Origin of the sequence: uncultured Brachyspira sp. (assembly GCF_944390845.1) — a bacterium.
In the GTDB taxonomy this organism is placed as follows: domain Bacteria; phylum Spirochaetota; class Brachyspiria; order Brachyspirales; family Brachyspiraceae; genus Brachyspira; species Brachyspira pulli.
The window spans coordinates 1-13,072 of record NZ_CALXRM010000079.1; the positions used below are offsets into that span (position 1 = coordinate 1).

General features: G+C 25.6%; 10 protein-coding genes and 1 pseudogene. 3 read left to right on the plus strand and 8 right to left on the minus strand.

From position 1 onward, the window contains the following. Positions 1-375 precede the first annotated feature (375 nt). The 6 genes and pseudogenes from Q0K52_RS12750 to rpiB form a co-directional block, all read right to left on the minus strand. Positions 376-2,049, minus strand: a complete 1,674-nt coding sequence (locus Q0K52_RS12750) for an ankyrin repeat domain-containing protein (protein WP_297300001.1) — start codon at positions 2,047-2,049, stop codon at positions 376-378. Positions 2,050-2,180: 131 nt separating this feature from the next. Further along, positions 2,181-3,863, minus strand: coding sequence for an ankyrin repeat domain-containing protein (locus Q0K52_RS12755; RefSeq protein WP_297300004.1), 1,683 nt, complete (start codon positions 3,861-3,863; stop codon positions 2,181-2,183). A gap of 142 nt (positions 3,864-4,005) precedes the next feature. Continuing rightward, a complete protein-coding gene (locus Q0K52_RS12760) occupies positions 4,006-5,934 on the minus strand; it encodes a hypothetical protein (protein ID WP_297300007.1) in 1,929 nt (642 codons plus the stop codon). A gap of 219 nt (positions 5,935-6,153) precedes the next feature. Further along, positions 6,154-7,146 (minus strand): annotated as a pseudogene (locus tag Q0K52_RS12765) (Rpn family recombination-promoting nuclease/putative transposase). 125 nt (positions 7,147-7,271) lie between these two features. Then, complete coding sequence (locus tag Q0K52_RS12770) at positions 7,272-9,254, minus strand: hypothetical protein (RefSeq protein ID WP_297300009.1); 1,983 nt, start codon at positions 9,252-9,254, stop codon at positions 7,272-7,274. 230 nt (positions 9,255-9,484) lie between these two features. Beyond that, the gene (gene rpiB / locus Q0K52_RS12775; protein ID WP_297300012.1) at positions 9,485-9,934 is read right to left on the minus strand and encodes a ribose 5-phosphate isomerase B; all 450 of its coding nucleotides are present in this window, start codon (positions 9,932-9,934) and stop codon (positions 9,485-9,487) included. 117 nt (positions 9,935-10,051) lie between these two features. Here rpiB and Q0K52_RS12780 point away from each other — a divergent pair, with 117 nt between their 5' ends. Next, complete coding sequence (locus Q0K52_RS12780) at positions 10,052-10,597, plus strand: hypothetical protein (RefSeq protein ID WP_297300014.1); 546 nt, start codon at positions 10,052-10,054, stop codon at positions 10,595-10,597. A gap of 3 nt (positions 10,598-10,600) precedes the next feature. Further along, positions 10,601-10,870 carry a Txe/YoeB family addiction module toxin gene (locus tag Q0K52_RS12785; RefSeq protein ID WP_297300016.1) on the plus strand — a complete coding sequence of 90 codons (270 nt, stop codon included), beginning with the start codon at positions 10,601-10,603 and terminating at the stop codon, positions 10,868-10,870. 1 nt (position 10,871) lies between these two features. Here the strand turns inward: Q0K52_RS12785 and Q0K52_RS12790 are convergent, their stop codons facing one another. Further along, positions 10,872-11,579, minus strand: a complete 708-nt coding sequence (locus Q0K52_RS12790) for an acyl-ACP thioesterase domain-containing protein (protein WP_297300018.1) — start codon at positions 11,577-11,579, stop codon at positions 10,872-10,874. A 272-nt stretch (positions 11,580-11,851) separates the two neighbouring features. Between Q0K52_RS12790 and Q0K52_RS12795 the strand changes: the two genes are divergently transcribed. Beyond that, positions 11,852-12,769 carry a helix-turn-helix domain-containing protein gene (locus tag Q0K52_RS12795; protein ID WP_297300019.1) on the plus strand — a complete coding sequence of 306 codons (918 nt, stop codon included), beginning with the start codon at positions 11,852-11,854 and terminating at the stop codon, positions 12,767-12,769. A 34-nt stretch (positions 12,770-12,803) separates the two neighbouring features. Here Q0K52_RS12795 and Q0K52_RS12800 read toward each other — a convergent pair. After that, positions 12,804-13,072, minus strand: a 269-nt coding sequence (locus tag Q0K52_RS12800; protein WP_297300021.1) for an integrase core domain-containing protein, incomplete at its 5' end; no start/stop codon positions are given.

Consider the following 13,072-nt stretch of genomic DNA (forward strand, 5'->3'; position numbering starts at 1 on the left):
AACTTTTTTATGAAAAGCTTTCAAAAATTTTATTTCTTCGTCTGTTAAATTAAAATCCATATTGTTATTATACAATATATTAAAAAAATTGACAAACTTAAAAATTTTCAGTATATTAAATATAGTGTAATACCCTAGTTTTAGGTCAAAAATGCAGTTCTTCGCGAAGCGTATCCGAGCCTGTCGAGGATATAGGTTCTTTTATACCAATAAAAGAACTGGGGTTCGTGGCAAAGCCCTGAAAATATTTTAAATTAAAAAAATTATTTTGACAAAATATAGTTGTTTAGGTATATACTGAAAATTTTTAAACAGAAAATAAAAAAGTGCATACATATATAATGCATGCACTTTTTATTATAACTTTTATATTTATTAGTAACTAAGATAAGTTTCTAAATCGTCAGGATTATTTAAATGATGAAGTGCTGCTTTGTCATCTTCTTCGATAACAATATCCATAGCTGTTTTTCCTTCTTTATTTTTAATGTTGTAATCGGCCCCCATATTTATAAGAACTCCTAACATACCATAACTTCCAATAACATTTTGTACGGCAACTATTAATGGAGTATCTCCGTTATCATTTTTTTTATTTACATCAGCACCGTTTTTTATCATGTAGTAACAAGCATCTGTACCAAACCAAACTTCACGTACTAAATATGTTAAAGGTGTATCTCCTGTTGCTGAACATATAGCATTTAAATCCGGCTTCAAATCAATAATATCTTTAACTAAACCAATATTACGATACTTCATTGCTATTATTAAAGGAGTATATCCGTATCCGTCTTCTAAATTTATATCAGCACCTTTCTCTACTAAAAATTTAACCATTTCTTTATCATTTCTAGCAGCAGCTAAACCAAGAGGCGTAATCTTATCATATTGTTTATTTAAATCAGTATCATCTTTTATAAGTTTTTCTAATGCTTTCATATCGCCTTTAGATATAGCATTCATTAATTCATCATATCCGTCTATATTATTGGAATCTTCGCTTGATAATAATTTTTCTATTTCATAATATTTGCCATTTTTTACTAATTCTATAGCTTCTTCTTTAGTAGTATTAGTATTAAGATTAAAAACATCATTATCTACTAATAATTTAGTTATATCATAATTATTATAGGCATAAAGCATATAATCATCAGCTGAGTTTAAATTTGCTCCTTCATCAATTAAAAATTTAGCCATTTCTACATAGCCGTTTTCAGCAGCTACTTTTAAAGGAGAATCAACCCAAAAACCGTCAAAAAATCTTTGTGCATCTATATCTTGTCCTATAGATAATAAATATTTAACCATTTCTATGTTATTTTCTCTTACTGCATCAGGAATTAAAGTTTCTTTTGAATCTCCTCTTTTTACAAGAAGTTTAAGTATATCAAGATTGTTGTTGCCGATAGCAATATCTGTCAAATAAGTAGAATATTCATAACCATAATCTCTATTTTTATCAAGTCCTTTATCAATTAAGATTTTAGTCATTTCAGGATTATTATTTTTAACAGCATAGTAAAGCATATCAAGACCGCCTTCTGTTTCTGTTTCCATACCGCTTGCTCTGGCATTAACATCAGCACCTTCTTTTATAAGCTCTTTTGCTAAATCATTGTATCCGAATTGTACTGCCAAAAACAAAGGAGTAGAATCTTTATATATATATTTATCACCAAAATTTGTATATTCAGTGATTTTTCCTTCCAAGCCTTCCTCTGCTAATAATTTTGATATTTCGTATATTGGTGCTTTATATTTATGTTCATTAAGTATTTCATCTATTTTTTTATATCCTGTAGACATAGGATCTAGCTCTGTACCTTGAATATATTCATTAGTATATTTAGTTTCATTAGCATTAATATCAATATCTGTATTATGATTTTCATTTGTAGTTGTTGGATTGATATATACTTTATTAGTTTCTGTTTGATTAGTTTGAGTATTTTCTGTTTGCTGAGTTTCTTTGTTACCGCCTCCGCAGGAAATTATTGAAACTATTAAAACAAAAATAGAAATAATAGAAAGAACTGCTTTCATTTTTTTACCCTCTGTATGTATTGTTATTTTGTATAATAAATTAAAATAATTAAAATTTCAATTACAAAATATTTTTACAATAAAAAAAGTGCATACATATAAAAAATACGCATACACTTTTTTATTATTTATTAATAACTAAGATAATGTTCTAAATCGATTGGATTAGTCATATGATGAAGCGCCGATTTATCATCTCTAGCTGAAGCAATATCAATGGCTGTTTTTCCTTCTTTGTTTTTAATATTATAATCAGCACCCATATTTACAAGAACTCCCACAATACCATAACTATAACTTGCAGCTGCAATCATTAATGGAGTATTTCCTTCTTTATTCTTTTTATTTATATCAGCACCATTTTTTATCATATAATAACAAAGATCTGCTCCGCCGCCGTACTTGTTGGCATTTACTAAATATGTTAAAGGAGTATCTCCTGTTGCTGAACATACGGCATTTAAATCCGGCTTTAAATCAATAATATTTTTAGCTAACCCAATATTATCATAATCTATTGCTTTCATTAAAGGAGTATATCCGTATCCATCTTCTAAATTTATATCAGCACCTTTTTCTACTAGGAATTTAACCATTTCTTTATCATTTCTAGCAGCAGCTAAATTAAGAGGCGTAATCTTATCATATTGTTTATTCAAATCGGTATCATCTTTTATAAGTTTTTCTAATTCTTTCATATCTCCTTTAGACACAGCATTCATTAATTCATCATATCCGTCTATATTATTAGCATCTTCGCTTGATAATAATTTTTCCATTTCATAATATTTTTTATTCTTTGCTAATTCTATAGCTTGTTCTTTAGTTGTATTAGTATTAAGATTAAAAACATCATTATCTATTAATAATTTAGCTATATCATAATTACCGTAATCAATAGCTGGACCTATATAATCATCGCTTGAGTTTAAATTGGCACCTTCATCAATTAAAAGCTTAGCTATTTCTATATTGCCATTTTGAGCAGCTACTTTCATAGGAGAGTTAATCCAAAATCCATCTGCAAATATTTGAGCATTTACATCTTGTCCTATAGATATTAAATATTTAACCATTTCTATATTATTCTGCTCAATTGCTTGCGGAATTAAGCTTGATTCCAAATCAATATCTCCGCTTTGTACAAGTATTTTAAGCATATCAAGATTATTATTGTTTATTGCTGCATCTTTTAAATAATAAGAATATTCATAACCGTAATCTCTTCCTGCATCAAGTCCTTCATCAATTAAGATTTTACTCATTTCAACATTATTATTTCTAACAGCATAATAAAGCATATCAATACCGTCTTCTGTTTCCATATCGCTTGCTCTGGCATTAACATCAGCACCTTCTTTTATAAGCTCTTTTGCCAAATCATTATATCCGAATTGTACTGCCAAAAACAAAGGAGTAGAATCTTTATATATATATTTATCACCAAAATTTGTATATTCAGTAATTTTTCCTTCTAAACCTTCCTCTGCTAATAATTTTGATATTTCGTATATTGGTGCTTTATATTTATGTTCATTGAGTATTTCATCTATTTTTTTATATCCTGTAGGTATAGGATCCATTTCTGTACCTTGAATATATTCATTAGTATATGTGGTTTCATTAGCATTAATATCAATATCTGTATTATGATTTTCATTTGTACTTGTTGGATTAACATATACTTTATTAGTTTCTGTTTGATTAGTTTGAGTATTTTGTTCTGATTGACTTGTTTCTTTATTACCGCCGCCGCAGGAAATAATAGCGATCATTAAAATAAATGCTGCAATTATAGAAATAACATTTTTCATATTAAACCGTCCGTAAGTATTTTGATTTTTGTATAATAAATTAAAACTATCAAAATTTCAATTACAAAATATTTTTAACAATAAAAAAGTGCATACATATATAATGCATGCACTTTTTATTAAATATATTTCTTACAAAAAATTATTGTATATTCAAAATCTTAAGCATTTCAGATTCTATTGCTTTAATATCACCTTTTGCTTCCTGAATAGTTTTGATTTCTGCTCTTCTTTGCTCCAATAATTCTTCCTGACCTTGTTTATCCAAAGTAGCCTTTTTAGAAAAATATGCATCGCTTATAAGTTTATCAGCCATTCTCAAAGTTCTGTCTGATACTATTGCTTTGTCTGATGCATTTTCTGCTTTAGACATATCAAAGCTGGCATCAGTTTTTAAAGCTCCTTCAGGTACTCCGTCAAGTATGCTGCCTTTCCATTCCAATTTAGGCTGATAACTATATGTAATATAATTAAAATAATCTGCATTCTTTATTTCATTATTATCAATGAATATATCCAAAGCCTCACTAGAAGCTTCATTTAACAAAAACATTTTATTTTTACCGTCTTCAGTATATATTTTTTGACTTTTATTTAAATCCTGAAAATCTTGATTATTAATAAGCTGTCCTATCTCTGAATCAAAATCTACTTCCAAATTCTCTTTCAAAAGTAAAGTAAAATTCACTGTACCGCCTCTTCCTCCGCCATAATCATAATCCCCTGAAAGCATTAATTCTTCTTTACCATCATTATTGATATCGCATAAGAAGAAAGATGGATATACACGCCACCCCATTGTTTCATCTATATACTCCAAATATTTTTCTCCATTAAATTTACCAAAACTTATAAATTTAGAGCCTTTAGTATAATCTTTCAAATCATTTGTAGAAATTGAATTAATTTCAGCAGATTCTACTTCATCTATATCTCCGAGTCTGAAATTATAAGTTTTTACCTCTTCAAATGAAGCATATATATGATCATTCATAAACTCAGGATTATAATAATGCATATTTACTCTTGATTCAATTAGGAATGTATTTTTCTTAAACTCAAGAAAACTAAGTCCATTCCATCCGTCATAATACTCCATCAAATCAATTCCGTAATAATTTCTAAAATACTCCGCATCATCAAAATATAATTTATCATTGCTGAGTCTATTTATAACATAGGTTTTTAAATATTTATTTATTATATTTGTATTGACTATTTCTGGTACTATATTTACTGCAGCTATATGAGCTGTACCTTCCAATTCAATTGAACTTAAAGAATAATTATTTTCATTAAATAAATCTATATATCCATTATTTTTTGCAATATATCTAGAAAAACCATTGTTATAAGCATCAGCAAGTAATTTTTCTGCTCTTAAAGAATCAGGAGCTTCTATTATATAATCAACTAATTTCATTTTATTGCTGTAAGCATTATCATCATCATACTTTGCTATCATCATAGATATATTAGTTCCGCCTGCTTTTTTCCATTCTGTTAAATATTTTTTTTCTTCTTCAAAATAGTAAAGAGAATCTGTAGCAAAATGAGATAAGAACAAAGCTAAATAAACATCAGCATCTTTTTTATTTAATTTTAATAATTCTTCTCTTGCCTTCTTTAATGCTAAATTCTGATCAACATATAAATGTTCATCAGCATAATAATCTGTCAAATCTTCATTATATTTATCCCAAGTGCTGAATGTTTCACTAAATGGATCATAATTAACATTTGATATAAACTCTATAGAATATTTTTTTCTTTCATCATCATTTGCAAATTTCCTATTAAGAAAATCGAAATTTCTTTTTGCATATTCATTATTTTCTCTTAAATTTTTGAGCTCTTCATCAAATTTAGCTTTATCTACTCTAACACCTTTATAAACATATTTCATATCAAAGAATTCTTTTTTAGTTTCTGTTTTTTGATTATCAGATGAAACAGTTTTTTGTTCATTAGTATTTTGCGATGTTTGATTCGTTTCTTTATTTCCGCCGCCGCAGGAAATAATAGCGATCATTAAAATAAATGCTGCAATTATAGAAATAACATTTTTCATATTAAACCGTCCGTAAGTATTTTGATTTTTGTATAATAAATTAAAACTATCAAAATTTCAATTACAAAATATTTTTCATAATAAAAAAGTGCATACATATATAATGCATGCACTTTTTTATTATAACTTTTATATTTATTATAGATTTCTATTTCTTACATCATTTATAAAAAACTTGTTCGTTAATAAGCTCCTACCATTCTAACGAATGGCAGGAATTCACAAGTTTTTTATTTCTTCTATACTCAATCCTGTTATTTTACTTATAATATTAATATCTATATTTTCTTTTTTCATATTTTTAGCTGTTAATATTTGATTTTCTTTAATACCTTCTTTAATACCTTCTTCTTTAGCCTTTTTTATATCTAACTCCATACTCTTATTAAAGAAATATGTATCTACTTCTCGTTTTTTATACTTATCCATCACAGGACTATCATTAACAAAAGTACGGCATTTCTTTTCTACTTCCTCAAATATAGTATTTTCTTTCATTAAGATAGACATATCTTCCCCAATTTATAAATAAAAAATTATTCGCTTTTTGAGTCTAGTAAATAAATTTACTAGACGCTCATAATTTTTTATATAAAAAAATTTAACCCAAGAAATAAATTCTTTATGTATATTATCAAAATTTTTATTAATATCTTTAAAAGTGAATTTAGGAAGTTCTATAAAATGTAATTGACAATGATCTGTTAGAATCTTATTATTACTTAATTCTGTTAATATATAACAGCTGTGTATTTTCTCCTCATCAGTTAATATAAAATTTGTAATATTAATACTTACTGCAGGTTTTAACTCATCATAAAAAGAACCTCTATTTAAACTAGAACTATAATTATAAGCCCAATAATATAAAGCTCTTTTTATAAAATCTTCATTTCCTTTGGATTGTATTTCTATTAAAACAGTTATTCCTTTTTCTGTAGTAGCTTTTATATCAACAATACTTTCTTTTTCATCATAATTTTCTGCTATATTAAGGCGACTGCCCGCCTTCGGCGATGGATTTAATATTTCTATTTTTTGAAAAGTTTCAAAGTCTAAATCTTTAAATACGGCATTAATAAAATTTAAAGCTATATTTTCATTGCCAGCATGCGAAAACAAATAGCGTACAAAATAATCATTAATCCTATTTAAATTTTCAACAGTAACTTGTTCATTTAATATTTGTTTTAATTTATCTAAATCTTTCATAATATTATTATACAAAAAATAATTATAAAAGTAAAGTTTATTAAATTTTGATATTTTTAACAATAAAAAAAGTGCATACATATATAATGCATGCACTTTTTATTAAATATATTTCTTACAAAAAATTATTGTATATTCAAAATCTTAAGCATTTCAGATTCTATTGCTTTAATATCACCTTTTGCTTCCTGAATAGTTTTGATTTCTGCTCTTCTTTGCTCCAATAATTCTTCCTGACCTTGTTTATCCAAAGTAGCCTTTTTAGAAAAATATGCATCGCTTATAAGTTTATCAGCCATTCTCAAAGTTCTGTCTGATACTATTGCTTTGTCTGATGCATTTTCTGCTTTAGACATATCAAAGCTGGCATCAGTTTTTAAAGCTCCTTCAGGTACTCCGTCAAGTATACTTCCTTTCCACTCCAATTTGGGCTGATAACTATATGTAATATAATCAAAAACTTCTGCATTCTTTATTTCATTATTATCAATAAATATATCATATGCTCCATTATTAAGAGTATCCAATAAAAACATTTTATTTTTACCATTTTCTGTGTATATTTTTTGAGTACATCCCAAATCTTGAAAATCTCGATAATTAATAAGCTGTCCTGTTTCTGAATCAAAATCTATTTCCAAATTATCTTTTAAAAGTAAAGTATAATTTGCTATACCGCCCCTTCCAGCAGAACTCGTATATTCTCCTGAAAGCATTAATTCTTCTTTGCCGTCATTATTGATATCACATAAGAAAAAAGATACACTATGCAAAGGATAATACATATTGCTAGCTACATAAGATGAATATTGTTCTATATCAAAGTTTCCTGAATCTATAAATTTAGAGTCTTTAGTATAATCTTTCAAATCATTTGTAGAAATTGAATTAATTTCAGCAGATTTTACTTTATCTATATCTCCAAGTCTGAAATTATAATTTTTTATTTCTTTAAATGAAGCATATAAATTATCTTTTATGAACTCAGGATTATAATAATGCATATTTACTAATCCGTTCATAGTACTTTCAATTAAAAATGTATTCTTTTTAAACTCAAGTAAATTAAGGTTATTCCAACCATCATAACAATAAACGGCATTAATATTGTAATAATTTTGATAATATTCTAAATAGTCTTGTATATCATCATTAGCTAATCTATTATTTATATAAGTTTTGATATATTTGTTCATTATATTTGTATTGCCTATTTCTTCTGCTATTTCTATTGAAGATAAACGGGCAGTACCTTCTAATTCAATTGAAGTTAAAGAATAATTATTTTCATTAAATAAATCTATATATCCATTATCTTTTACAATGTATCTATAGAAATTATCTTTATAAGCATCAGCAACTAATTTTTCTGCTCTTAAAGAATCAGGAGCTTCTATTATATAATTAATTAAGTTCATCTTTTCTATATAAGTATTATCATTATCATTTTTTCTCATCATCATAGCAATATTACTTCCGCCTGCTTTTTTCCATTCAGTTAAATATTTTTTCTCTTCTTCAAAATAGTAAAGTGAATCGCAAGCAAAATGAGATAAGAACAAAGCTAAATAAACATCAGCATCTTTTTTATTTAATTTTAATAATTCTTCTCTTGCTTTTTTTAATGCTAAATTTTGATCGACATATAGATATCCAACAGCATAATAATCTTCAACTTCACTATATATACCCCAATTACCCCAGCTTATTAAGAATTCCAGATCTAATGCAGCATAATTAATATTTGATATAAACTCTATAGAATATTTTTTTCTTTCATCATCATTTGCAAATTTCCTATTAATAAAATCAAAATTCCTTTTTGCATATTCATTATTTTCTCTTAATTTTTTAAGCTTTTCATCAAATTTGGTTTTATCTGCTCTAATGCCTTTATAAACATATTTCATATCAAAGAATTCTTTTTGATTATTTGTTTGTGATGTATTGGTTTGAATATTTTGAGTATTGTTGTTTTGTGATTTTTGATTAGTTTGAGTATTTTGTTCTGATTGATTTGTTTCTTTATTAACGCTGTTTCCGCCTCCGCATGAAATTACAGCAATTATTAAAATAAATACTGTAATTACAAAAATAACATTTTTCATATAGTACCATCTCTATGTATTGTTATTTTATATAATAAATTAAAATTATCAAAATTTCAATTGGAAAATATTTGAAAAATAATTTTGATGTGTAAGTTAAATAATAATTGATAAGGAATTATATTAAATCATTATAATCTTAATATAGAAAAAGTTAATAAAAAAATAAAAGGGCTTTAAGTCTATTAAAAAACTCAAAGCCCTTAATATTAAGTTAATTAATAAAAAAATTAAATTTCCTCGCCGTTCTCTATTTTTGTAAGCAAGTCAACTCTCCTAGCATGTCTTCCGCCTTCATATTCAGCATCAAGCCATTCTTTTACTATCATCTTAGCTAAATCAACTCCTACTACTCTGGCACCGAAAGCTATTATATTAGAATTATTATGCTGTTTGGAAAGTTTAGCAGAATAAGGCTCACTGCAAACTGCGGCCCTTATGCCTTTAACTTTATTAGCAGCAAGTGAAATACCTATACCAGTTCCGCATATCAAAACACCGCATTCACATTCTTTGCTTACAACAGCATCAGCAACCTTTTTTCCGTATATAGGATAGTCAACGCTTTCTATTGTATGAGTACCATAATCAGTAACAGTGTGTCCTAATTCCTCTAAATATTTTATTATCTCTTTTTTTAATTCAACAGCTGAATGATCGCAGCCTATAGCAATTTTCATAGTTTCATTTCCTTTGCAATTTTTTTATATTATAATTCATTTATTAGTAAATACAATATATTGACATAATTAAATATATTATGTTATAATGATAAAAAATCATTTTAGGCTGTATATATGTACAAAGTAAAAGATAAAGTAGAAAAAATTTTAATTGAAAACACCTATAAAAATAGAATTCAAGAATTAAATGAAATTATAGGTAAAGTAACAAATGAAAATATAGAATTAAAAAAACAATTAAATGATATAGAAAATTATATAAAAAATATTGAAACAAACAATATCAATTATTTATTTAACAATATAAATTTTCTTATATGTAAATATACACCTTTTATGATAAAAAATACAATAAAGAATATGTTTAATTTAGAAATAAGTTCAAAAAAAATAGTATCTATAGCAGCAGAAAACAATTTCTTTGAATATGAATGTCTAGCTTTAAGAATACCAAGAAAAGAAAATTATAAAGATAAATTTGAATCAACTGTTGTTTTTTCCAAATTTGCTGTATCAATTTTAACTGAAATAATAATGGAAAAATATACTATTAATCCAAATATAGGGAAAGATTCTTTGTATAAATCCATCAAAGAGATGAATGAAGGTAAAGTAACAAAATATACATTAGATGATTTAATAAAAATGGAAGAAGAATAATATATGATTTTCGATATATTATTAACAGATGAAGCTAAAAAACATATACAATTTTTCAAAAAAAATAATAAAAAAATATCACAAAGAATAATAAAACTAATAGAAGATATTTCCAAACACCCAGAAACTGGCATAGGAAAGCCTGAAAAATTAAAATATGAATATTCAGGCTTATATTCCAGAAGAATAACTGAATTTCATAGAATAATATACAAAATTGATAATGATAACAACAGTGTAATAATATTATCACTATATGGACATTATGATTAAATTATAAACTATAAGAGAACTCTAATATAGCATAAGTTTTATTATCTTCACTGTCAAACTTTAATAAAACTTTATCATCAATTACAGCTTTCTTTACAACTATAGTATCTCCCAATTCTGCAGGCACTCTGTATTCTATTCTTATTCTTTTATAATAATCATCAACATAGTCTATAGCCATATCAATATATCTGGCATTATTAACATGATTATTATCATCTATAAAATATTTTTTTACTTTGAATCTGTCAACTTCTTTTAAAGCATTGTTATCAACCTTTATTTTTCTAGGAAGATAATTCATTTCCTGCTTCTCATCAAATTTTATATTATTTATAAACTCTGAAGGCACTCTTATCAAATTGCCGTTAGATAAATCAACAAATCCGCCTATAGCATAACAAATAGCAAGCTCATTATAATTTTCATCATATATAACAGTATTCCTGTATCCGTAAGCTTCATTACATTCATAAACATAAGTACGCACTATAACTTTATCGCTATACTTTGGAAGTTTGTATATATCAACCTGTCTTGATACTAAAAACATACTCACATTATTTTCATTAAAATATTTTGTAAGTTCAACATCAGCATCTAATTGAAAGAAAGAACAGTCCTGCATCAAATCAAATATAGATGAAGTTTTTAAAAGCCCGTCTTTATCAATTTGGCTTGTACCTACAATAGCTTTCATTTCGTACATAAATATAAACCTTTAATCAATATTATTTTGAAAAATACAACTTATTCATTATAATACTAAAAATATAATTGTCAAAGCCTAATAAAACAAATAAAACTATATATATTATAACAAAAAATATAAGTTATTATTAGTAATAAAATAATTTTATTTCTTTTAAATTAAAAATATAAAATTAATTAAAAAAATATAAAAAATTTCTCTAATATAAACTTATAAAATATTATATTTTTTGACTATAGTATAAGGATTTTTTTAAAAGGTAATATTGTATGAACAACAATTTTAATGAACAAGACAATTACAAAAAAAATTATTATGCTATAATACCGGCAGAAGTAAGGTACGATAAAAGACTAAAGCCTCTTGCCAGATTATTATACGGAGAGATTACTGCTCTTACAAATGATAAAGGCTACTGCTGGGCTACTAATAATTACTTTGCTAATCTTTATTCTATAAGCTCTGCAACTGTATCAAGATATATTTCTCAATTAAAAGAATACGGATACATTATAATTGACTACAAGATAAAAAATAATAATATCGATAAAAGAAAAATCTATTTAAACACAATACAAAATAATAATAAGGTATTGACTAAATTGACAAGGGAGTATAAACAAAATAATCAAACGGGTATAAGCAAAAAAGTCAAAGATAATAATATAATAAATAATACAATTAATGATATAGATAAAACTCTCTCTGAATTTGATTTGTTTGTAAATGAACTTACTAAAACATTCAATGAAATTACATGCAATGAAGCTAAATCACTATCTCAAATACATTGCTTTAAGAAAAAAGAGAAGCAGGAAGAATTAATGAATATATTTAATAACAGAAAATTCGATTGGAAGGAATGCATTAAATATGCTAAATCAAAAATACAAAATCAAAATAATATTACTACTCTTTGGCTTGATTTTGTAAGTTATTTGAAAGTATATTTAATAAACGGAGATAAAGAAAATTTAATAAAACGTTATTACAGTGAAAAAGAATTAATAGAAAGAGAAAATAAATTAAAAGAAATAAATCTAATCAAATTGCAAAAAGAAAAAGAAGAAAGAGAGAAAATGATCAAAGAAGAAAAAATATTAGGAATAGAAAATATAACAGAAGATGAAATTATTGATATTATAAAAAATAAATTTAAACATCTTCAAAGAAATTATAATAATTAAAAAAACTATTGCACGGGAGCCAGAGATATTGCATTTAAGTATTCCTTATCTTTTTGAAGTATAACATAGGTGTATCATAATTTAAAGCTGAATGTATTCGTTTATGATTCCAAAAATTATTATATCTTTTTAATTTTTGATTAGCTTTTTCTAAAGTTAATTCTTGTGTACAATAATCATAAAATTCTTTTTGGTCTCGGTTATGTGTACTTTCTACAACACCATTATACCAAGGACTAGCGACTGGACTATAAACTCTTTTAATATGTTTATCCTTACAAAACTTATCTAGCGGATGTTCTG

Coding starts and splice junctions, on each gene's coding strand:
- Q0K52_RS12785 (WP_297300016.1), top strand. CDS start 10,601: ATGATTTTCGATATATTATTAACAGATGAAGCTAAAAAACATATACAA.
- Q0K52_RS12790 (WP_297300018.1), bottom strand. CDS start 11,579: ATGTACGAAATGAAAGCTATTGTAGGTACAAGCCAAATTGATAAAGAC.
- Q0K52_RS12795 (WP_297300019.1), top strand. CDS start 11,852: ATGAACAACAATTTTAATGAACAAGACAATTACAAAAAAAATTATTAT.
- Q0K52_RS12770 (WP_297300009.1), bottom strand. CDS start 9,254: ATGAAAAATGTTATTTTTGTAATTACAGTATTTATTTTAATAATTGCT.
- rpiB (WP_297300012.1), bottom strand. CDS start 9,934: ATGAAAATTGCTATAGGCTGCGATCATTCAGCTGTTGAATTAAAAAAA.
- Q0K52_RS12780 (WP_297300014.1), top strand. CDS start 10,052: ATGTACAAAGTAAAAGATAAAGTAGAAAAAATTTTAATTGAAAACACC.
- Q0K52_RS12750 (WP_297300001.1), bottom strand. CDS start 2,049: ATGAAAGCAGTTCTTTCTATTATTTCTATTTTTGTTTTAATAGTTTCA.
- Q0K52_RS12760 (WP_297300007.1), bottom strand. CDS start 5,934: ATGAAAAATGTTATTTCTATAATTGCAGCATTTATTTTAATGATCGCT.
- Q0K52_RS12755 (WP_297300004.1), bottom strand. CDS start 3,863: ATGAAAAATGTTATTTCTATAATTGCAGCATTTATTTTAATGATCGCT.